The following is a 21,164-nucleotide window of genomic DNA, read 5'->3' on the forward strand; positions in this document are numbered from 1 at the left end:
CCCTTTTTTATGGCTGAACCAATTATTTGTTTGATGAAACCTATCGTAGATGATTTTTTGCTATTTATAGGTTAAAAAAGCAAGACTGTATATGTTATAGTGTAGTGCAGAAGAGTGCATTTTATATTTGTTCAAAAAATAAGATTATGCATAAGTATATATTGATGTTGGTTTTTGCATTTACAATAATTTCATGCGGTACCGATACAGATGCCGGAGAGTTTGTTGTTGGGTCTGATTATTTGGCGGTAAGCAATAAAGTAATTTTAATTGATACCGTAACGGTCGAAATGTCTACCATAAACTTTGATTCACTTGTAACCTCAAGTCAAAGCCGAATTTTAATTGGTAATTATGAAGATCCTCTATTCGGGAAAATAAAATCAAACAGCTATTTTCAATTAGCAGGAAGTTCTTATACTCTTGAAAGTACAGGTTCTGATACTGAAGCTGTAAATTATGTTTTCGATTCTATTTCGATGATCTTAAAATATGATAATTACTATTATGGAGATACAACAAAAGTTCAAACGTTTGATATTCATAGAATTACTCAGACAGTAAAACCAAATACAGACGATGATAGTTTTTATAATAACTCGACTTTAAGTTATGGAACCGAAAGTCTTGGAACTATAGCCTATAAACCCAGACCAACAGAAAAAGATTCGATTAATATTCAAATGGATGCTACTTTTGGAAGTGAGCTTTTCCAGAAAATTAAAAAAAGAGAGATTACGGGGCTAACAAACTTAACAGAATATTTAAAAGGACTTGTTTTGGTTCCTAATATTGATAATTCTTCGAGTGTAATTGGTTTTAATGCCACTACAAGTGTCGTCAGGATGTATTATTCCAAATATCAGAGCGACGATGAAACTTCTTATTATATAGACTTTACCATTGCAGATGTTTCAAAGCAGTTCAACTCTATTTCCTCAGATAAAACCGGAACGGTAATTCAAAATTTACCCATTTCGAGCAGTAAATTATCCAGTTCATTAACAGACAGGCAAGGGTATATTCAATCAGGAGCAGGAGTGGCCTGCCGGATTGATTTTCCAAATATAAAGCAGCTCAAATACATTTCAGAAAAAGGAGCGATTGTCGATGCCCAATTGATTTTAAAACCGGTTAATAATTCTTATTCAGAACAATATCCGTTAGAAGATTCATTGCGTGTATATGTAGCCGATAATTTGAACAGAATTAGCGCCACGCTGTTAAATTCTGCAGGAAGTACAGTATATGGAACATTAAATCAAAAAAGTGACGAATTCAACGAAAATGTTGGTTATACAATTCCGATAGGAGGGTTTCTTCAAAAAGAAATGTGGAAAACATCCGATTCAAAATCTTCTCTTATTTTGACATTGCCCGGAATTTCTAAATCTGTAGACAGAATTGTTTTAGGAGACCAAAAGCACGCAAACAATAAAATTCAACTAAAAGTTTATTATATCTCATATTAGATGAAAAATAAAATAATTTTTTTAAGTTGCTTCATTCTAATGTCGCTAACTGCATTTTCTCAAAGTATTTCAAGTTCTCCTTATTCATTATATGGTGTAGGAAGTTTGTATGACTCTGATTTTGGTTCAATTCCGTCTATTGGTTCATCAGGAATAGCCTTGCCTTCAAATATCTTTATTAATAATTTAAATCCTGCTTCATTAGCTTACTTACCTTTAAATCATTTTATGTTTGATATTGGAGGAAAGGCAATCGCAACAACGTATGAAAGCGGATCAAGATCTGAAAAAAGAAATAATTTTCAGTTTTCTCATATCGCTTTTGCTTTTCCGGTTACAAAAAAATCAGGATTTAGTGTGGCTTTGCGGCCATATTCAAGTGCGACGTTTAAAATCTCAAATTTAAAATTGCCTATCTCAGATAGTCAGGAATATTATTACTTAAAAGCGGCGGGTTCTGGCGGATTAAATAATTTTGATTTTTCTTATGGTTATAGAATTGGAACAAAAATATCCGTTGGAGCTTCAGCCACTGTTTTGTTTGGTAATACAACAGATGACAGGAGTTATCTGATCTCAAATTCTATTACAAGTATTAGTAAAAAAACAGATTATAGTGGTTTACGCGCAACTTTAGGTACTCAATATCAAATTGATTCAACTTTTACAATTGCATCGACTTTTAAATTGCCAACAAAGGTTAAAGCTTCAAAAGTGCAAAGTGTCGAAACTTTAACCAATGAGGTTGTTTCTACGGTAGAATCGAATGTTGCTTCAGATGCAGATGATTATTATATGCCTTTAGAAATAGGAGTTGGAATTAGCAAACGTTTTAAGAATAATCTAAATATGACTGCAGATTATGAAAAAAGCCTTTGGAAGAATACCAATCAGTCTGAGTTATACGGAGATTTTGTTAATCAGGACCGATTTGCACTTGGATTTACATATAGCGCCAAAAAGAATATCAGAAGATATTGGGATCGTGTTCAATATGCTGCTGGTGCCAATTTTGACACCGGTTACCTTGAAGTTGATGGAAAAAGAGTTAATAATGCATCAATTTCTATCGGACTTACATTACCAATAGAAAATACTTTTTCGGCCTTAAATATTTCCTATTCTTATGGGCAAAAAGGAAAAGTTTCAGAAAATCTGATAAAAGAAAATTATCATAAAATATCCCTCAATTTGTCTTTAGACGGAATTTGGTTCGTCAAGCGAAAAATAGAATAGTGACTTAAAAATCCTTTTGTATTACGTCATATTTATTATCCAAAATTGATTTTAGAACAGAAGGATTTGCATTTGCATAAAATACAGGTTCGCTTTCTCCTTCATCAGAAAAACCAACTTTTTCGCGCAGCACATTTTGAGTTTGTCGTGCCACTGCTTCTCCGGAATCAATAATCTGAATATGCTCCGGAAGAATTTTTTTAATCTGAGGAATCAAATACGGATAATGACTGCAGCCCAAAACCAGGTAATCAATATTTGCATCAATCATAGGTCGCAAGTAAGTTTCTAACAGATCAGTCATTTCAGGAGAATTCAAATTTCCATCTTCAATAAGCTGCACCAATCCATGACCTACTTGTTCAATTATGGTTGTGTTTTGAAACATTTCGGCTGTTTTATTAAACAATTCACTGTTCAAAGTTCCTTGAGTAGCTAAAATTCCGATAACCTGGGTTTTCGAATTATTAGCTGCCGGTTTTATTGCCGGTTCAATCCCAATAAAAGGAATATCATAATCAGCACGAAGTTCCCTAATAGCATTTGTGGTTGCAGTATTGCAGGCAACAACAATTAGTTTACAGTTATTTTCGATTAAAAAGTCAACATTTTTTTTACTTAAAGCAACAATCTCTTCTTTGGTTCTCTGACCATAAGGAGCATTTTTATTGTCTGCTAAATAAATGGTTTTTTCGTTGGGAAGTAGTTCGTGAATGGCGCTCCAAATGGAAGTTCCTCCAATACCGGAATCAAAAACGCCTATAGGATTGTTGTTTGTCATAGAACAAAGTTACATATTTCTATGTTTTTCTACAATTTAGATGCTAAATAAAACGGTTAAGAAAATGTAAAAAAAGTACTATATTTACAATTAACCTTAAATAACTAAAACTATGAAATTTATTAAAAATTGCGAAAAATTATCAAAAGAAGAACTTAAAAGTATTAATGGTGGAAGCGCTCCTTATTGTCCGGTTGGTAAAGTTTGCTATCGTGGGGAAGATAGTAACGGGAATCTACTTTGGGATTGTGTTCCAGTAACAACTCTATGCCCGGGAATTTAAGAAAATCATAATGTACAAAAGGAGTTTTATTACTCCTTTTTTTATTTGTTGAGAAATACTTGGATATTTGTTGTTTTTGTGACATGAAATTAATTTGGTTTTCAATTTCAAAAGCATCTTATACTTTTACTGATGCAAAAGCGAAGTATCTAACAGCGAATCAGGTTTTGCCTTTAATGTCTATAAATAAAGTTAATCTGGTCTTGATTTACGAGAAAGAGAATAATTTTAAAATGGGATTGGAAGGATATTTTACAGATGAGCAATTTTTATACAATGGTATACAAAATTCCTGCTTACTGTAAATTTGGATTTATGGTTGAAAAAATATTATGGTAAAAATTTTCTTTTTCAACTTTAAGAATTTTACAGATACTAAACAAAGTAACTATAAATGAGTTGTAAATGATCCGCACAGTGCACCAACTTTTGGTGATATATGGAGATGCATATATACAGAAGATTTTACTATTAACGAGGAGTAAAAATAAAATTATAGAAGTAAAAAAAATGGCTCAAACTTAAAAAGTTGAGCCATTTTAATAATAAGATTATTTCTTAGAATCCTAAATCTTTTTTAACATCAGCAGTAATGTTTGGACCATCAGCTAATAAAAGAGTAGAACCATCTAATACATATTGGAAACCTTTAGCTTTTCCAACTTTTTGGATAGAAGCTCTTACTTTTTCCATTAATGGTTTTACGATGTCAGTTTCTTTTTGTTGTAGTTCTTTTTGTGCATTGTCTCTATAGTCAACAATTCTTTTTTGCATGTCTTGAACTTCTTTAGAACGCTCACCGTTTACAGCTTCAGTTACAGTAGCAGCTTCAGCCTCATACTTTTTGATTTTTACTTGATATTCATCAACCATTTTTTTGTATTCAGTATCGTATGTACCACTTAATTTTTGTAGTTGATTTTGAGCATCAAGCATTGCAGGCATTTTCGACATAATCTCGCTAACATCAACATGAGCTACCTTAGCTTGTGCATTCATTGTGTTACTTGCTCCTAAAACTAGTATCGCAGCAATTAGTAAAGTTTTGATTTGTTTCATCATTTTTAAAAAAATATTAATTAATTATTGGTCGTATTTGTTTTCTGTGTTTCGGCTTCTTTTGCTTTTTTAGCAGCCTCTCGTTCTTCTAAAATTTTCTTCTTTCTATCTTCTAACTCTTTTTTTCGCTGTTCATAAATCTTCTGTCTTTCTTCGGCCTTTGCTGCTGCTGCATCAGCGGCAGTATTTGTTGTAGCTGCGGGCTCAGTAGTTGTTGAAGAAGGTTTTGCTGTAGCATCAGTTTTTGTTTCTTCTGTTTTAGCTGGCTCAGATGTTTTAGCTGGTTCAGAAACCGTGCCATTTTTTTTGGCTTCTCTTTCTGCTAAGATCGCTTTTCTTCTGTCTTCATATTCTTTTTTCTTAGCTTCTTGTTCCAGCCTTCTGTCTTCGATCAATTTTTCTCTTACAGCCTTTCTTTCATCTAATACCTTTTGTCTTTCTGCCATTTCAGGATTTTCATCAATGGCATTTTCGCGGCTCTCTTTAACTTCTTGCTCTTTCAATTGTTTTTTAGTCAATTGCTCTCGCTTATCCGTTCTGTTTAGTACACGTATAACCTGATCACTAATGTCAAATCTTTTATTGCTAAAAAGCATTGTTAAATCAGATGACTTGTCAAAAACAAAATCATAGTTTTTAGCTTCTGCAATATCCTGAACAGCTGTAAAAACCTGATCTTGTATAGGTTTTGCTAACGCTGCTTTATGTCGAATTAAATTTCCATCAGCACCAAATTGCTTTTGCTGATAGTCCATCATTTCATCTTCCTGAAATTTAATTTCACTTTCTCTTTCATCAATAAGCTCCTTAGTAAGTAAAGCTTTTTCGGCTTTAAGATTTTCTTTGAGTTTATTGATTTCTAGTTTTTTGGCTTCTATTTCTTGTTTCCATTTTTGAGCTTTTAGCTCTAATTGGGCTTTTGCTTCCTTATAATCGGAAACATTTTCTAAAATATATTCCATGTCGATGTAGCCAATCCTAGTCGTCCTTGTCTGTGCTTGACTTGTAGAAGCTACAACCAAGGCTAAAAATATAAATAAAAATTGTTTTCTCATAACATTACTTTATTTTGAAATTTTTAGCCAAATGTAATAAAATTTGTACTAAAAACTACACTAAAATTGTTGTCCAATGATAAAGTGTGTTTCCCATCCATTTGCTTTATTTGTAACAGATCCTGGCAGAGCATCAAATCCATAACCAAAGTCAATACCTAATAATCCAAATGCAGGCATAAATACACGTAAACCAACACCGGCAGAACGATTTAAATCAAATGGGTTATAATCTTTAAAAGTTGGATATGATGATCCTGCTTCCAAAAAGGTCAAAGCATAAATAGATGCTGATGCTTTTAACGTAATTGGATAACGTAACTCCATTGAGAATTTATTATAAATAGTTGCTCCAATTTGATCTCCGGCTGAATTCACCGGCGTTAATGAGTTATTTGGGTAACCTCTTAACTGAATAGTTTCTCTACCATCCATAGAATAATTGGCCATTCCATCTCCTCCTAAATAAAAACGTTCGAAAGGTACAACACCTCTTGACTGATCATATGCTCCTAAGAAACCAAATTCTGTTAGTGTTCTTAAAACTAATTTACCATATACTTTAGTATACCAGTCTGCTTTAAATTTAACTTTATAGTATTCTAACCAGTTGTATTTCTTTTGGTCGACTTTTCCAACATCAGTATCAGCACTTCCATAATCAGATCCTACACCTACAGTACCGGATGTTCCGTTTACTGTTTCAGTTTTTGTATAATCTCCAGGGCTAATTGGCTGTCCATCTGCGCCTGAAATTACTTCTGTTCCTGTATATTTCGTTTTATATTCCTTTTGATTTTGTAAGTCTGAATAGTTAATTCCATTAAACAATGAGTATGGAGGTGTCACTTTTGCAGAGATACTAAATTCAGAACCATAAGTTGGGAATATTGGGTTAACCCCTTTATTACTTCTTGAAATTCCGATAGTATAAGCTAAGTTTCTTGACGCTCCGTTACCAAAGGTAAATAAACCTGTATTATAATTATTTAAATCATAATGCTGATAACTGATAGATTGTGACAACACAAAATAATCATCCGGCACCGTTAACCTTTTAGCAAGTCCAACCTGGACTGTAAAAATATTAAAACTTTTGCTCTTATCAACATCTCGGGTTATATAATTATTAAGAAATTGCGTACTATAAGAAATTGATGAGCTAAATTGTACCGGTTTTTTACCTCCAAACCATGGTTCAGAGAATGATAAACTATACGTTTGGAAATATGTACTTCCTTGTAAACGAAGAGATACTTTTTGACCATCCCCCATTGGTAAAGGCCTATAGGCTTCTTTCTTAAATATATTTCTTACAGAGAAGTTATTAAACGAAAGTCCTAAAGTACCAATGAAACCACCTCCACCGTAACCACCCTGAAGTTCAACCTGGCTGGATCCTTTTTCTACTACGTGATATTCAATATCAACTGTTCCTGCAGCTGCATCAACATTTTTGAATTTTGGATCGATAGCTTCAGGATCAAAAAATCCTAATTGTCCAATTTCACGAATAGTTCTAACTAGTTGTTCTTTACTATATTTTTCTCCCGGTTTAGTTCTTAATTCACGGTAAATAACATGATCGTTTGTTTTGTCATTTCCTACAACTGATATTTTATTAAAATAAGCAATAGGACCTTCGGTAACTCTAATTTCAAAATCGATAGTGTCATTAACTGTTCTTACCTCTACAGCATTGATGTTAGAAAACAAATAACCGTTGTTTTGGTATAAGTTTGTAATATCTTCTGCATCTGGTTTTGTTTTGTCAGCAATTCTTTTTTCAAGTAAAACGCCATTATATGTTTCACCTTTTTTAATTCCTAAATAACGGTTCAAAAGTTGATCTGAATATACTGTATTTCCTAAAAATTTAATATTTCCGAAGTAGTATTTATTTCCTTCCTCCATATTGATTTTTATAGCTAGCATATTCTTCTCCTTATTATAGGTAACAGAATCATAAATAATACGGGCATCACGATATCCTTTTTCCTTGTAAGTAGCAACAACCTTTTCTAAATCGGCTTTGTATTTTTCAGGAATAAATTTTGACTTTTTTAGAATACGCAGAAAGTTTTTTTGTTTAGTGTCCTTCATTGCTGCTCTTAACTGATTATCAGTAAGCTTTTCATTGCCAATGAAGTCGATTTTACTAATTTTTACTTTATCGCCTTTGTCTACGCGAACAAGCATATTGACCTGATTTCCACCGGTAGTGTCAGCAGGTGTATTTGTAATAGTAACTTTTGTATTATAATAACCTTCTTTTTTATATTTATTTTCAATGTAATTTTTGGTCGTTGTAATTAAGTTTTCGTTTACAATTTTATTTTTGGTTAAATTGTTATCCTTAATTAATCCTTCGACTTTACTTTTCTTGATACCAACAAATTTTACCTCGTTTAGTTTAGGAAGTTCAACAATATTTAAGTCAAGATAAATACTATCATTATCAATTTTATTTACGTAGAAAGCAATTTCATCAAAAAGTCCAAGTTTGCCCAGTTTTTTAATTGCACCACTGATTTCTTCACCGGGAACGGCTATTTCCTGTCCTTTTTGAAGACCTGAAAAGGTAACAACGGTTTGTTCATTGAAGCTTATTTTACCAACAACAGAAACTTTAGCAAGAATGTATTTTTTTCCCTGATCAAAAGGAACTCTTTCTTGTGCTTTTATTTGTGAAAAACTACCCAAAAGAAGTAGGGTAAGGACTATTTGTATTCTTTTTTGTAACACTAAAAAATTATTTAATTTGTTCACTGGTTTTTCCAAATCTACGTTCTCTTTTTTGATAACTAATAATAGCCTCATATAAATCTTGATCTTTAAAGTCTGGCCACAAGACATTAGTAAAATATAGTTCTGCGTAGGCAATCTGCCACAGCAAAAAATTACTTATTCTATGTTCTCCACTTGTTCGTATTAATAAATCTACGTCAGGTAAATTTTGCGTGTAAAGATGCTCATTTATAATTGAATCGTCAATAGTGTCTATTGAAATTATATTATTTTTAACTTTATCACTGATGATTCTAACGGCATTTACCAATTCTTCTCGTGATCCGTAACTTAAAGCCAATGTTAGCGTTAGGCGCGTATTATTTTTTGTTTTATCAATAACGTCCTGAAGTTCTTTTTGAGCGGTTTTTGGTAATTTATCAAGATTTCCAATAGCATTAAGCCTGATATTGTTTTCCTGTAAAGTGCCAAGTTCTTTTTTTAATGAATTGATTAATATTTTCATTAAAGCTTCAACTTCTAATTTCGGGCGATTCCAGTTTTCTGTAGAGAAAGCATAGAGGGTTAAATACTCGATGCCAAGTTTTGCACAAGTAGTAATTGTTTTTTTTACTGATTTTGTACCATTTTCGTGACCAAAAGCTCTTAAGAACCCTTGTTGTTTTGCCCATCGACCATTCCCGTCCATGATTATGGCCAGATGTTTAGGTAAGTTTGTTTTGTCTATAGAGTCTATTAGGTTCATTTTATTATTCTGCGCAATAGCAAGGTTTTAGTCCAAAGGTATAAGTTAAAGTAATACCTGTAAAGACATACCAATCGTTATTATTTAAATTTCCAAATCGTAAAGATGATAAGGCATCGTTACCAGGATTACTTCCGTCAATATCGTCTGTAAAGGTATAACGGGCTCCAACTTCAAGGCCCAGAACAAAATTAGGAGATACATTTGACTTGATTCCTAACGTTATAGGAATAGCAATTGAACTTGAATTTTTATCTTTTCTGGTTTGTCCTCCCGAAATATATAATTCATCATACATGAAGTAACTTAATCCTGAATATATATAAGGAGTAATTTTTGGATGATAGTCATGTAGATTAAAATCAAAAAAATTAAATTCTAAACCGGCAGAAAGTTCTTTAACATTGTTTTCAAATCTGTAACCTCGATTGCTTCGCCCTGTTTCTTCAGATTCACGATCGTTTCCTGTAACAGTAGATTGTGTATATGAAAAACGGTAAGAATGTCTTGGACTTTTGTTCCATTTATACAAAATACCAAAAGCTAACTTTTCAGGAGCGATATAGTTTGTTTTACCAACATCACCTACAAAGTTGCTTCCACCAAGAAAAACACCAATCTCATTAATTTGAGCGTTTAGTGTAATTAAGGGGAATAAACATAACAATAAATTAAAAATTTTCTTCATTTAATTCGGAATTGCGTGCAAATATAATAATTATCGATACGAATCAACGTCGCTTTAGTTAAATGTGCTTTTTTTTCAATTTGCAATATGATTTTGAGACATTTAATGAGGATTCGATACATGCAGAACGAGAAAAAGTGGTATTATCGTATAGTGGCGTGTGAGAAAAAGGCTTAATTCCTCTTGTCTTCTCCCCAAAGCAGCTTATTTCTTAAGGTTTTTAAGAAAGTTTCACCAGGAATTTCAACCATTTTTATTTTAAAATCTGTTTTTTTAATCGTTAAAACAGATTCGTTTTTTACAGAAGCAATTCTGGAATCTAATGAAACTAAATATTGATCTTCTCTTCCTGATACCCGTAACTTGATTTCGGTATCATCGGGAATAACAAGTGGTCTGGCGGTTAAATTATGAGGTGCGATAGGCGTAATTACTAAACTTTTTACCTCTGGCGTAAGCAATGGTCCGCCACAACTTAAAGAATATCCGGTTGAACCCGTTGGCGTCGAAATAATCAAACCATCTGCCCAATATGAATTTAAATATTCATTGTTCAAATAAGTTTCAACGGTAATCATCGAAGTTGTGTCTTTTCTACTTACTGTAACTTCATTCATGGCAAAATTTAAATCTTCTTCAATAGCATCATTTTTTGGATCGCAGGTTATGCTTAATAAGGTTCTCTCAGAAATAGTGTAGTTTTTATCAATTACAAACTGCAAAAAACTGTCAATATTTTCTTTTTGTACGGTAGCCAAAAAACCAAGTCTTCCTGCATTGATTCCCAAAATAGGAACACCGGAATTACGGACTAAAGTTGCAGCTCTTAATATAGTTCCATCGCCACCAATACTTATTAACATTTCAAAACTATTATCTAATGAAGTGCTTAATGAAAAAGTTTTATATTCTTTTTTTACGAGTTCCTTTTCATGAAGCATTTTTAGAAAGTTCTCCTCTATTACCATTTCAACATTATTGGTATTGAAAAACAAAAAAATATCTTTTATAATAGGTTCGGTACTGTTTTGGTAATACTGTCCGTAAATAGCTACTTTCATTTTTTTTAATTAGATAATTTGTCAATTAGAAAATTAGATAATGGGCCAGCTAGTTAAGAAATTATCTAATTGACATATTAACTTCATTGTCTAATTATATATTAAGGTATTTGTCTAAATAATCAGAACGTTCTTTTAAGCTGTTTATATAAGCGTCTTCCTGATGTTCTGAAATGATTTCATAATTATATCGTCTAAATGTCTGAATAATTTCATTCATTGGTCCCACACCAATTTTTACTGTAATCTGAACATTTTCTAAATCAGCTTCAGAAACAAAACAACCTAAAATTTTTCCATTATTACTTTCAACTATTTGTGCTACCTGACCCATAGAATAGTCTAAAAGCCCTTTTTGAACAATAATAATACCGCCTTGTTCTTTTAAAAATGGAGTTTCCTGAAAAAACTTCATGATGTCTTCCATTTCATAATAACCTATGTAGATATTATTTTCATCAATAACCGGAACAGTATTAGTGTGATTTTTTGCAAATACTTCTAAAACATCGAGCCACATCATTGATTTTCTGGCAAAAAAGCGTTCTAAAGTATATTTATAATCAATTGCTTTTTTGTCAGTGTCAAAAGTTTCAACATCGTCAGAAGCAATACTTCCAATGAAAATACCGTTTTCCAAAATTGGAAAATGAGAAAAATTCAAGTCGGCAAAAAAGTCCTGAACCGATGCTATCGTTTCCTGGCTATCAATTGCTCGAAAATCGTTTGTGATATAGTTTGTAATTTCTGTCATAAATCAATTGAAGATATTTGATGCAAAATAATCAAAAAATAGCAAAAACTGCTACGTTTTACTTTGTATTTTTGTCGTAACAAATATAGTGTTACTAGAATTAATTATCTATTTTATATGACAAAGTTAAGTGTAAATATCAATAAAATTGCAACCTTACGTAATGCAAGAGGCGGAAATGTTCCTGATTTACTAAAAGTAGCTACCGATATTCAGAATTTTGGAGGTCAGGGAATTACCATTCATCCACGTCCGGATGAGCGTCATATTCGTTATCAGGATGCGAGGGATTTAAAACCAATTGTTTATACCGAATATAATATTGAAGGAAATCCGCAGCATAATTTTATTGATTTGGTTTTAGAATGCAAACCAACTCAGGTTACCTTGGTTCCCGATGCGATTGGAGCTATAACATCTTCGGCAGGTTGGGATACCGTAAAAAATCAGGCTTATTTAATAGAAGTTATTCAGGAATTTCAACGTAACGGAATCAGAACTTCGATTTTTGTTGATCCCATTAATGAAATGATTGAAGGAGCAAAAAAAACAGGAGCAGACAGAATTGAATTATATACCGAAGCATTTGCACATCAATATAGTTTAGGAAATAAAAACGGAATTGATCCTTATGTAAAAGCTGCAGAATTAGCAAACGAATTAGGTTTGGGAATCAATGCAGGTCATGATTTAAGTTTAGATAATATTCAGTTTTTTAAACAAAATATTCCCGGTTTATTAGAGGTTTCTATTGGGCATGCTTTGATTTCTGAAGCACTTTATCTAGGGCTGGATAACGTCGTGAATATGTATCTAAATAAATTGAAATAAGTTTAAAATTAAACAATTATAACCTGATGTAATTGGGTTATAATTGTTTACTTTCGCACTTTTCATATTAAAAGCTAGTGTCGAAATCAATTATTATTTTTTGTTTATTCTGTTTTTCCGGTTTATTTGCGCAATCTCAAGCCAATATAACAGGAAATGTAAAATCTTCTGAAAACGAAAATTTAATTGGGGCCAGTATTTTTTTTGATTCAAACAACAAAAAACTTTCCGCATTAAGTGATGCGTTTGGCAATTTTTCTGAAAATCTTCCTCTGGGAAAAGTTGCAATTACAATTAATCAGGCAGGATATCTCAATAAAACTCTCAATATTGATCTTGTAAATGATACCATAATCTCAATTATTTTAGAAAAAGATATTTCACTTTTAAAAGAAGTAATTATTACAAATGATAAAAAAGATGGTATTTCAACTTTATCAGGAGGCAAATTATCTTTCAACTTAAAAGAATTGTCTTCGTTACCGACCGTTTTAGGAACAACTGATATTATCAAGATTTTGCAATTAACGCCCGGAGTTCAAAATTCTGGCGATGCTAATGGATATTTATACGTAAGAGGTGGTGATCCTGGACATAATGCAATATTATATAATGGAACTCCTGTTTATGGAATGTCGCATTTATTAGGCGTTTTTCCTTTTTATAATACAGATCACATTAAAGAAGTTGAATTTGATAAATCGAGTTCAAATGCAAAATATGGCGGCCGTTTAAGTTCGACAACATTATTGATTCCAAATAAAAAAATACCTTCTGAGTTTTCGATTCAGGGAAATGTCGGGATTTTAGCTTCTCAATTAACTTTGGCTTTGCCAATAACTGAAAAATCAGGAATTTATTTATCAGGAAGAAAAACATATATAGATGAAATTATTGCACCATTGGTGAATTCTTCATCCCAAAATAACGATGTTCAGGATATGAAATATGGGTTTTCAGACGGAAATATGACTTTTATATCTCAAATTTCTAAAAATAATCTATTTGCAGTTGATGCTTTTGTAAGTGGTGATAAATTAAAAATTAATGATGATAATTTATCTTTAAAAACCAGTCTTAAATGGAGTAATTTTACGGTTTCTCCTTCTGTAACTACTGCACTTTCTTCAAAAACAAGTATGTCAAATGCTGTTTATTTTACCCAATATTCTAACGATTTGAATATGGAACAGGCAACAATTCAGTTTGGTGTTTCTTCGTATGTTAAAGATTTTGGTTTTACAAATTCATTTCGTTATTGGATAAAAAATATTCCAGTCGAGTCTGGATTGCAATATGTTTATCATGATTTACAGCCTCAAAAAGTAAATGTTGAAAACTTCAGCAGTTCAAATAATACCTCTCAAAATAGTATGATTACTGCCAATGAAGCAGCTGTTTTTACTACACTCAAACCAAAACTGACAGACAAATTAAACGCAGAACTGGGCTTGAGGATAAATTATTATACCTCAGGATCACAAAGTTCTTATTTGCATTTTCAGCCTCGTGTATTGTTGAATTATATTGCAAATGAAAAACTTTCTTTTTACGGATCTTATAATAAACAATACCAATATTTGAGTTTGATTACCACTTCAAGTGTTGGAATTCCGACAGATTTCTGGATTGCCAGTTCAGACGGAATTAAACCGCAATCATCAGATGAGTTTGCAATTGGTTCAAATCAAAATATTTCAAAGAATTTGGTTTCTTCTTTAGGAGGATTTTATCGCTCTATGAAAGATTTACTGGAATATCCTTATGGTATAACTCAGTTTAATGAAACCACAACTCTAAAAAATGATTTATTGGTGGGTAAGGGAAAAGCGTATGGTCTTGAATTTATGCTGCGAAAAAATAACGGAAAATTTACCGGCTGGTTAAGTTATACTTTAAGCTGGTCTGATAGAAATTTTGATGAACTCAATAATGGAAAAACGTATTTTGCCAAATATGACAGACGTCATAATCTGTCGTTAGTTGGAATGTACGATTTAAATTCAAAATGGAGTTTTGGTGTTACCCAAATATTTAGCTCTGGAAATCGATTTACAATGCCAACTTCCTGGTATTTTATCAATAATAATCCGGTCAAAGAATATTCAGAATACAATAATGCACAAATGCCAAATTATATTCGTACCGATCTTTCTGCAAATTATTTCTTCTTTAAAACAAATAAAAAAGAAAGCGCTTTAAATTTTTCAATTTATAATACGTTCAATATTGATAATCCAATTTATGTTGTTTTAGATGTTAAAGTTGCTGATGATAAAAGTAGTGTTGTTGTAAAACAGGATAAAAAAGTTTTGTATCGAATATTGCCTTCAATAAGCTGGAGATTTAAATTTTAAAAGATGAAAAAATATTTATTATTTCTTTTTGCTTTAATAATAATGAGCTGCTCTAAAGATGATTTTAGCGAACAAAGTATCGAATCTAAAATTGTTGTAGAAGGCTGGATAGAAGAAGGAGATTACGCTCAGGTTTTGCTTTCAAGCAGTATTCCCGTTACAGATGTAATTGACTCTACAAATGTTTTGAATCATGTCATTCGGTCGGCAAAAATTACAATTTCTGATGGTCAGACTTCAGAAGTTTTAAGAGTAAAAAATGATAAAAACAGAGTTCCGCCCTTTGTATACTACGGAACAACTTTGAAAGGTGAAGCTGGAAAAGAGTATTCGCTAAAGATAGAATATTTAAATCGTGTTGTCGAAGCTGTAACCACTATACCTAAAACAGTGGAGCTTAAAAGTGCCGAGTATGTAAAAAAGAATGTTACAGATACAACAGGTTATGTTTTTGTAAAATTTGATGATCCTTTAGAAGATAAAAACTATTATCAAGTTGCTACAAAAATTGATACAGAAGAACCGATTTTTGTTCCGGCGTTCTATGGGAATTTAGATGATAAAAATTTCACGTCATCAAATGTCTCTATACAGGTAAACAGAGGAATTCTGCTTTTTCCAAAAACAAAGTTTACGCCATATTTTGTTGATGGAGATTTAATTTATGTGAAACTAAGAACGCAAAACAAAGAAGCTTTGGATTTTTGGAACAGTTGGCAAAATGAAATCGTTAATAGTAAAAATCCAATTTATCCATCAAATACAAGTTTAAAATCCAATATAAAAGGAGGTATTGGTATTTGGGCAGGATATGGGCAAAGTACTATAATTGTTAAAACGCCTCCAAAAAAATAAATCCGGTTTGAAATTGTTTCAAACCGGATTTACGTTATAATTTTAAAGAATAATTAGTTCTCAAAAGCTTTGATGAATTCTTCAAATTTAGCTTCGAAGCTGCTAAATCCTGTTGAGAAATAAGCTCCCATTTCTACTTCTGTATTATCTCCGAATTTTAAGTAATATACTTCGTTGTAATAATTAACAGTTACAGTCGAATTGTCATCAGATGCCCAGTAACCTCCATTGCTTGCAGTTGCATCAGCTACCCATTTTATATTATATGTATAAGTGTCTGCTTTTTCAGAGTGCTGAACAATATCAGCTATTTTAGTTCCGTCTTTTTTAGATACTAAAATTAACTTAGAGTTTTTATTGAAGCTTGCAACAGTACCTTGAGAATATTTAAGGTTGTTTGAATTTTCATCTGCATAATGGTTTTTAGTTCCGTAATCAGAATATACCATTGTTTTTTCTAAAGCAATTTCGTCAGCTGCAGCTGTAGCTAAGTCCATATCAGCAATAATTAGAAAATTGTCTAAAAGTTGCACTAATCCGTTTGCTTTACCTCTATATTGTACTAATTCGTCGTTAGTCATTAAAGCATCAATACTCGCATTGCTTCCTGAGTTAAATGAAAGTAAAGTTTTACCGTTATAAGTAAGAGCACCTTTTGAAGTGTTTTCTGTAGCTTTAACACCACTCATTTCCCATGTATAACCATCACTTAGAGTCATTTTGTAAGCAAACTCATTAGGAACTTCTTTTCCGTTAGAATATTTTGCAGTTTGTGTAAATGAAGCTACAGCAGTATTGTCGATTGTTAAAGTTGCATCTGCTGAAGTTGGTAAGAAAACATAATCGTTTGTTTTTACTCCAGATTGCCAATCATAAGTATCTTCAATTTCAACTTTAATATCTGAAGAAACACTTTTGCTGGTGAATGTTGCATTATTTGTAGTTTGAGTTTCTTTAGCAGGAAAAACAAATTTTAATTCTGAAGTCGAAGCTGTTTTTACCCAAACTTTACCGGTATTATCCCAAGTGTAAATTCCGTAAACTCCAGCAACATTGATAATATCTTCTACTTCATTATCGTTTTTTCCGTTAAAAATATCAACAGGACTAACGTCTAATAATCTGTTTAAGTTTTCAATTGTTTCAATTGCACTTAATTTTTTAGTTTTGTCTAGCTGAACCAACATCTCATTAGCTTCTGCCTCTAATTTTACTTTTTGCTCTGTAGGAGTCAATTTAGAATAAGGCTGTTTGATAATGTTAGCAATTTGTTCTGCCAAAGTTTGCTCAGGTACAACAGGGTCAATTACAACAGGGTCAGTTTCCGGACTGTCATCACTAGAACATGAAATCATAAGTTGAGAAGCAACTAATGATAATAAAAGGAATTTTTTAATCATAGGAGTGGTATTTAATTAAATGATTTGAATCAAATTTTGGGTTTGATTTCTGAGCGCGAATATACACTTTCAGATTGTTCTTTGTTTACGGGAAACCGTAAAACGATACGCTTTTTTTACAATAAAATGATTTCTTCAAAATTTTTCCACTTATATTGATAAATAAGTTTTTTACATTTGTAATAAGCTTAAAAATATATAAATGTTATACTCAAAAATAGAAGGCGAAGGAAAACCTTTCATCATCATGCACGGATTTCTAGGAATGTCTGATAACTGGAAAACACTTGCCGGGCAATATGTAGAAGCCGGATTTCAGGTTCATATTTTAGATTTAAGAAACCACGGACGCAGTTTTCATTCAGATGAATGGAGTTACGAAGCTATGGTTCAGGATGTTTTTGAATATTGCCAGGCCAATCAATTAAGTAAAATAGATATTTTAGGACATTCGATGGGAGGGAAAGTAGCGATGCTTTTTGCAACAACACATTCTGAAATTGTAGATAAATTGATTGTGGCAGATATTGGTCCGAAGTTTTATAAACAACATCATCAGGATATTTTAGCAGGATTAAATGCAGTTGATTTTTCCGTAAAACCAAGTCGAAACGATGTTGAGGAAATTGTTGCGCAATATGTTTCTGATTTTGGAACACGTCAGTTTTTATTGAAAAATTTATACTGGAAAGAACCTGGACAATTGGCGTTTAGATTTAATCTCGAAGTTTTCAATAACAATCTTGATGCAATCGGAAAAGCTTTGCCGGATGATTTAGTTTTCGAAAAACCAACATTATTTATACGTGGAGGAAACTCAGGTTATGTTCAGGATGCCGATCTTGATCAGATTCGTACACACTTCCCTGATTTAAAAGTAGAAACAATTCCAAATGCCGGTCATTGGCTTCATGCCGAAAACCCTAAAATGTTTTTTGAATTAACAACTGCCTTTTTAAAGGAATAGTCATTTTGGCAAATATTTTATTACTTTTATTAAAATTTTAAATTAAAATAAATATGAAATTATTACTTAGACTTCTAGTTACTGCAGCCTTGGTTCTATTACTTGCTAATCTTTTGACAGGCGTACATGTGGCAAGTTTTGGGACAGCTGTAATTGTTGCAGTGGTTTTAGGATTGCTTAATCTTTTTATAAAACCAATTTTAGTTATCCTGACTTTGCCGGTAACGGTAATTACTTTAGGTTTGTTTTTACTGGTTATAAATGCGATTATTATTTTATTGTGTACCAATATAGTTGGAGGTTTTGCGGTAGATTCTTTTTGGACAGCATTAATCTTTAGTGTCATATTGTCTATTCTTCAGTCTATTACTTACAAAATTCTAGGAGACGATAAAAAATAAAAATAGAAATGACGTTTAAAACGTCTTCAAATACAATAGATTAAAAACTTGGCTGGGTTGCAAAAATTTTATAATTTTGCAACCCAATTTTATTACGTAAATTAAAGAAGAAGATGGATATTAAAAGAGTAGCAACAGACGCTGTGAATGAAACAATTGTAATGACAGTTGTTCACATGGATTACAAAGGTCAAGTAGCAAAAAGAATAAACGAAAAAATGCCTTTGGCTACCGTTAAAGGTTTTAGAAAAGGACAAGTTCCTAAAGACCTTGTTGAAAAACAATACGGAAAAGCAATTAAGCAGGAAGAAGTTAAAAAAGTAGTTGATTTGGCTTTAGAGCGTTTTGTTCAATCTGAAAGATTAAATCTTTTAGGAACTCCTCTTGCTAAAGAAAACGAAAACTTTGATTGGGATGCTGAAGAACTAACTTTCGAATACGAAATTGGTTTAGTACCAAACTTTGAAATTGATTTAGAAGCTAAAAACAATATCGTAAAATATATCGTTACAGCTGATGATAAATTAATCGACGGACAAGTTGAGCGTATCCAAAAACAATTCGGAAAAGCAATTCCACAAGATAAAGTTGATGCTGATTCTGATTTAACCGGAACTTTCACAAACGAAGAAAAAGGTATCAATAATACAACTACAATTTCAGTTTCTACATTCAACAAAAAAGCAGGTGATAAATTCATCGGTAAAAAAGTGGGAGATGTTGTTACTGTAAGCACAAAAGGTTTATTTGAAGATGACCACCAATTAATGGATTACTTAAAAGTATCTCATGATGATGTTCACGGTTTAGATGTTGAAGTAAACTTTACTATCGAAGCTATCAACGGAGCAGAATTGGCAGAATTAAACCAAGAGTTATTTGATAAACTTTTCGGTGAAGGAAAAGTAGCTTCTCTTGAAGATTTAAAAGCTAAAATTAAAGAAGATGCTGAAGCTCAATTCGCACAGCAGGCAGATCAAAAATTATTGTTAGACGTTCAGGATTTCCTGATCGAAAACACAAAATTTGATTTACCGGCTGAATTCCTTAAAAAATGGTTACAAACTGTTGGAGAGAAAAAACTTTCTGCAGAAGAAGCTGAAGTTGAATACGCAAGATCTGAAAAAGGATTACGTTTTCAATTAATTGAAGGAAAAGCAATGGCACAAAGCAATATCCAAATTACATTTGAAGACTTGAAAGCTTTTACAACAAAAGCAATCAGACAACAAATGGCTCAATTTGGACAAACAAACCCAACTGACGAAGAAGTACAAGGAATCGTGGCTAGAGTTTTATCTAACCAGGAAGAAGTGAAAAGACTTTCTGAGCAGGTTGTTGCTGAAAAATTGTTAGAAGTGTTTAAAGAAAAAGCAAATCCAACAACTAAAGAAGTAACTTACGAAGAATTTATTGCTGCGTCTTACGGCGAATAATTTCTAAATTAAATTATATTGGAGCGTCAGGAAGTTTTTTCCTGACGCTCTTTTGTTTTAATTTATTTTTTGATTACTTTTCAGGAGCTAATCCAGCTATCCGTTACAAGTTTTTTCATGCCTGCCTTTTTTTGTAAGGTAAAAAAAGAGCTTCCGCTGGTCGCTTTTTTTTACCAACAAAAAATAGTTGTCATTTCAAAAAGCTTTTCACTGCTATCTGGGCTAGAAATAAGACATATTGACATTCTTTATAAAAGGGTATGACCTTTGTGGGAAATAAAAATATAATACCAAAAATTAAGTAAAACTTAGACACATAAAATATGAACTACGGTAAAGAATTTAAAAAATTTGCTACAAAGCACCAGGGAGTAAACGCAATGTACTACGATAAAATCGTAGCGGCAATGAACCCAACAAACATGACTCCATACATCATCGAAGAGCGCCAGTTGAATGTTTCTCAATTAGATGTATTTTCAAGATTAATGATGGATAGAATTATCTTTTTAGGAACTGGTATCGACGATCAAATCGCAAATATCGTTCAGGCACAATTATTATTTTTAGAAAGTGCTGATGCTTCAAAAGATATTCAAATTTATCTAAATTCTCCAGGAGGAAGCGTTTACGCAGGTTTGGGAATTTATGACACCATGCAATACATCAAACCAGACGTAGCTACAATTTGTACAGGTATGGCAGCTTCAATGGGAGCCGTTTTATTATGTGCAGGAGCTGAAGGAAAACGTTCTGCTTTACCACATTCAAGAGTTATGATTCACCAGCCATCTGGAGGAGCACAAGGTGTTGCAACAGACATGGAAATCAACTTACGCGAAATGTTGAAACTAAAAGATGAATTATATCATATTATCTCTCAACATTCAGGACAAACTTTTGATAAAGTGCACAAAGACAGTGAGCGCGATTACTGGATGAAAGCTGACGAAGCAAAAGAATACGGAATGATTGATGAAGTTTTAAGAAGAAGCTAAAAATTAGTTTATTATGTTTCAAGTTTCAGGTTTCAAG

The 21,164-nt window shown here is 32.2% G+C and carries 20 protein-coding genes; 11 read left to right on the forward strand and 9 right to left on the reverse strand.

Annotated features, from left to right (window positions below):
• Nucleotides 1–146: 146 nt before the first annotated feature.
• Nucleotides 147–1,472 carry a DUF4270 family protein gene (locus AC4FQ3_RS12515; protein WP_491182059.1) on the forward strand — a complete coding sequence of 442 codons (1,326 nt, stop codon included), beginning with the start codon at nucleotides 147–149 and terminating at the stop codon, nucleotides 1,470–1,472.
• Nucleotides 1,473–2,708 carry a BamG family beta-barrel-assembly machinery protein gene (gene bamG / locus AC4FQ3_RS12520; RefSeq protein ID WP_491182060.1) on the forward strand — a complete coding sequence of 412 codons (1,236 nt, stop codon included), beginning with the start codon at nucleotides 1,473–1,475 and terminating at the stop codon, nucleotides 2,706–2,708.
• Nucleotides 2,709–2,712: 4 nt separating this feature from the next.
• Here bamG and murI read toward each other — a convergent pair whose 3' ends face one another.
• Nucleotides 2,713–3,489 carry a glutamate racemase gene (murI, locus tag AC4FQ3_RS12525; protein WP_491182061.1) on the reverse strand — a complete coding sequence of 259 codons (777 nt, stop codon included), beginning with the start codon at nucleotides 3,487–3,489 and terminating at the stop codon, nucleotides 2,713–2,715.
• A 112-nt stretch (nucleotides 3,490–3,601) separates the two neighbouring features.
• Between murI and AC4FQ3_RS12530 the strand changes: the two genes are divergently transcribed.
• Together AC4FQ3_RS12530 and AC4FQ3_RS12535 are read left to right on the forward strand one after the other, a co-directional pair.
• Entirely contained in the window at nucleotides 3,602–3,772 is a 171-nt protein-coding gene (locus AC4FQ3_RS12530; RefSeq protein ID WP_117614823.1) for a bacteriocin-like protein, read from the forward strand.
• Nucleotides 3,773–3,855: 83 nt separating this feature from the next.
• On the forward strand, nucleotides 3,856–4,077 hold the full coding sequence (locus AC4FQ3_RS12535) for a hypothetical protein (protein ID WP_491182062.1): 222 nt from the start codon (nucleotides 3,856–3,858) through the stop codon (nucleotides 4,075–4,077).
• Between the two features lie 253 nt (nucleotides 4,078–4,330).
• Here AC4FQ3_RS12535 and AC4FQ3_RS12540 read toward each other — a convergent pair whose 3' ends face one another.
• The 7 genes from AC4FQ3_RS12540 to AC4FQ3_RS12570 form a co-directional block, all read right to left on the reverse strand.
• Entirely contained in the window at nucleotides 4,331–4,834 is a 504-nt protein-coding gene (locus tag AC4FQ3_RS12540; protein ID WP_207384896.1) for an OmpH/Skp family outer membrane protein, read from the reverse strand.
• A 17-nt stretch (nucleotides 4,835–4,851) separates the two neighbouring features.
• The gene (locus AC4FQ3_RS12545; RefSeq protein WP_302094638.1) at nucleotides 4,852–5,886 is read right to left on the reverse strand and encodes an OmpH/Skp family outer membrane protein; all 1,035 of its coding nucleotides are present in this window, start codon (nucleotides 5,884–5,886) and stop codon (nucleotides 4,852–4,854) included.
• 60 nt (nucleotides 5,887–5,946) lie between these two features.
• On the reverse strand, nucleotides 5,947–8,706 hold the full coding sequence (locus AC4FQ3_RS12550) for a BamA/OMP85 family outer membrane protein (RefSeq protein WP_042565679.1): 2,760 nt from the start codon (nucleotides 8,704–8,706) through the stop codon (nucleotides 5,947–5,949).
• Nucleotides 8,639–9,379 (reverse strand): undecaprenyl pyrophosphate synthase, encoded by a 741-nt coding sequence (gene uppS, locus AC4FQ3_RS12555; RefSeq protein WP_042565727.1) that lies wholly within the window; start codon nucleotides 9,377–9,379, stop codon nucleotides 8,639–8,641. The genes AC4FQ3_RS12550 and uppS overlap by 68 nt, the downstream gene beginning before the upstream one ends.
• Nucleotides 9,380–9,383: 4 nt before the next feature.
• Entirely contained in the window at nucleotides 9,384–10,067 is a 684-nt protein-coding gene (gene porG, locus AC4FQ3_RS12560; RefSeq protein WP_491182063.1) for a type IX secretion system protein PorG, read from the reverse strand.
• Between the two features lie 173 nt (nucleotides 10,068–10,240).
• Nucleotides 10,241–11,128, reverse strand: a complete 888-nt coding sequence (locus AC4FQ3_RS12565) for an NAD kinase (protein ID WP_042565681.1) — start codon at nucleotides 11,126–11,128, stop codon at nucleotides 10,241–10,243.
• Nucleotides 11,129–11,222: 94 nt separating this feature from the next.
• Nucleotides 11,223–11,882, reverse strand: a complete 660-nt coding sequence (locus AC4FQ3_RS12570; RefSeq protein ID WP_491182064.1) for a CBS domain-containing protein — start codon at nucleotides 11,880–11,882, stop codon at nucleotides 11,223–11,225.
• Nucleotides 11,883–11,999: 117 nt separating this feature from the next.
• Between AC4FQ3_RS12570 and AC4FQ3_RS12575 the strand changes: the two genes are divergently transcribed.
• From AC4FQ3_RS12575 to AC4FQ3_RS12585, 3 genes are all read left to right on the forward strand, one after another.
• A complete protein-coding gene (locus AC4FQ3_RS12575) occupies nucleotides 12,000–12,713 on the forward strand; it encodes a pyridoxine 5'-phosphate synthase (RefSeq protein ID WP_073396876.1) in 714 nt (237 codons plus the stop codon).
• A 77-nt stretch (nucleotides 12,714–12,790) separates the two neighbouring features.
• The gene (locus tag AC4FQ3_RS12580; RefSeq protein ID WP_491182065.1) at nucleotides 12,791–15,070 is read left to right on the forward strand and encodes a TonB-dependent receptor plug domain-containing protein; all 2,280 of its coding nucleotides are present in this window, start codon (nucleotides 12,791–12,793) and stop codon (nucleotides 15,068–15,070) included.
• Between the two features lie 3 nt (nucleotides 15,071–15,073).
• The gene (locus AC4FQ3_RS12585; protein WP_491182066.1) at nucleotides 15,074–15,925 is read left to right on the forward strand and encodes a DUF4249 domain-containing protein; all 852 of its coding nucleotides are present in this window, start codon (nucleotides 15,074–15,076) and stop codon (nucleotides 15,923–15,925) included.
• Between the two features lie 53 nt (nucleotides 15,926–15,978).
• On the opposite strand, the gene AC4FQ3_RS12590 is transcribed toward AC4FQ3_RS12585, so the two are convergent.
• A complete protein-coding gene (locus AC4FQ3_RS12590; RefSeq protein WP_491182067.1) occupies nucleotides 15,979–17,325 on the reverse strand; it encodes a hypothetical protein in 1,347 nt (448 codons plus the stop codon).
• A gap of 202 nt (nucleotides 17,326–17,527) precedes the next feature.
• On the opposite strand from AC4FQ3_RS12590, the gene AC4FQ3_RS12595 reads away from it, so the two are divergent.
• The 4 genes from AC4FQ3_RS12595 (at nucleotide 17,528) to clpP (ending at nucleotide 21,127) form a co-directional block, all read left to right on the forward strand.
• Entirely contained in the window at nucleotides 17,528–18,292 is a 765-nt protein-coding gene (locus AC4FQ3_RS12595; protein ID WP_073396888.1) for an alpha/beta fold hydrolase, read from the forward strand.
• Between the two features lie 53 nt (nucleotides 18,293–18,345).
• The gene (locus AC4FQ3_RS12600) at nucleotides 18,346–18,693 is read left to right on the forward strand and encodes a phage holin family protein (protein WP_042565688.1); all 348 of its coding nucleotides are present in this window, start codon (nucleotides 18,346–18,348) and stop codon (nucleotides 18,691–18,693) included.
• A gap of 113 nt (nucleotides 18,694–18,806) precedes the next feature.
• Complete coding sequence (locus AC4FQ3_RS12605; RefSeq protein WP_491182068.1) at nucleotides 18,807–20,129, forward strand: trigger factor; 1,323 nt, start codon at nucleotides 18,807–18,809, stop codon at nucleotides 20,127–20,129.
• 323 nt (nucleotides 20,130–20,452) lie between these two features.
• The gene (gene clpP, locus AC4FQ3_RS12610) at nucleotides 20,453–21,127 is read left to right on the forward strand and encodes an ATP-dependent Clp endopeptidase proteolytic subunit ClpP (protein WP_073396892.1); all 675 of its coding nucleotides are present in this window, start codon (nucleotides 20,453–20,455) and stop codon (nucleotides 21,125–21,127) included.
• The last annotated feature ends 37 nt before the right edge of the window (nucleotides 21,128–21,164 follow it).

The organism is Flavobacterium sp. AK-345 (assembly GCF_058310175.1).

Excerpts from the sequence above, each read along its gene's own strand:
- AC4FQ3_RS12545 (WP_302094638.1), bottom strand. The coding sequence starts at position 5,886 with ATGAGAAAACAATTTTTATTTATATTTTTAGCCTTGGTTGTAGCTTCT.
- AC4FQ3_RS12565 (WP_042565681.1), bottom strand. The coding sequence starts at position 11,128 with ATGAAAGTAGCTATTTACGGACAGTATTACCAAAACAGTACCGAACCT.
- AC4FQ3_RS12600 (WP_042565688.1), top strand. The coding sequence starts at position 18,346 with ATGAAATTATTACTTAGACTTCTAGTTACTGCAGCCTTGGTTCTATTA.
- AC4FQ3_RS12595 (WP_073396888.1), top strand. The coding sequence starts at position 17,528 with ATGTTATACTCAAAAATAGAAGGCGAAGGAAAACCTTTCATCATCATG.
- AC4FQ3_RS12570 (WP_491182064.1), bottom strand. The coding sequence starts at position 11,882 with ATGACAGAAATTACAAACTATATCACAAACGATTTTCGAGCAATTGAT.
- AC4FQ3_RS12540 (WP_207384896.1), bottom strand. The coding sequence starts at position 4,834 with ATGATGAAACAAATCAAAACTTTACTAATTGCTGCGATACTAGTTTTA.
- murI (WP_491182061.1), bottom strand. The coding sequence starts at position 3,489 with ATGACAAACAACAATCCTATAGGCGTTTTTGATTCCGGTATTGGAGGA.
- AC4FQ3_RS12605 (WP_491182068.1), top strand. The coding sequence starts at position 18,807 with ATGGATATTAAAAGAGTAGCAACAGACGCTGTGAATGAAACAATTGTA.
- AC4FQ3_RS12530 (WP_117614823.1), top strand. The coding sequence starts at position 3,602 with ATGAAATTTATTAAAAATTGCGAAAAATTATCAAAAGAAGAACTTAAA.
- AC4FQ3_RS12585 (WP_491182066.1), top strand. The coding sequence starts at position 15,074 with ATGAAAAAATATTTATTATTTCTTTTTGCTTTAATAATAATGAGCTGC.
- AC4FQ3_RS12550 (WP_042565679.1), bottom strand. The coding sequence starts at position 8,706 with ATGAGGCTATTATTAGTTATCAAAAAAGAGAACGTAGATTTGGAAAAA.
- uppS (WP_042565727.1), bottom strand. The coding sequence starts at position 9,379 with ATGAACCTAATAGACTCTATAGACAAAACAAACTTACCTAAACATCTG.
- AC4FQ3_RS12590 (WP_491182067.1), bottom strand. The coding sequence starts at position 17,325 with ATGATTAAAAAATTCCTTTTATTATCATTAGTTGCTTCTCAACTTATG.
- bamG (WP_491182060.1), top strand. The coding sequence starts at position 1,473 with ATGAAAAATAAAATAATTTTTTTAAGTTGCTTCATTCTAATGTCGCTA.
- AC4FQ3_RS12535 (WP_491182062.1), top strand. The coding sequence starts at position 3,856 with ATGAAATTAATTTGGTTTTCAATTTCAAAAGCATCTTATACTTTTACT.
- AC4FQ3_RS12575 (WP_073396876.1), top strand. The coding sequence starts at position 12,000 with ATGACAAAGTTAAGTGTAAATATCAATAAAATTGCAACCTTACGTAAT.
- clpP (WP_073396892.1), top strand. The coding sequence starts at position 20,453 with ATGAACTACGGTAAAGAATTTAAAAAATTTGCTACAAAGCACCAGGGA.
- porG (WP_491182063.1), bottom strand. The coding sequence starts at position 10,067 with ATGAAGAAAATTTTTAATTTATTGTTATGTTTATTCCCCTTAATTACA.
- AC4FQ3_RS12515 (WP_491182059.1), top strand. The coding sequence starts at position 147 with ATGCATAAGTATATATTGATGTTGGTTTTTGCATTTACAATAATTTCA.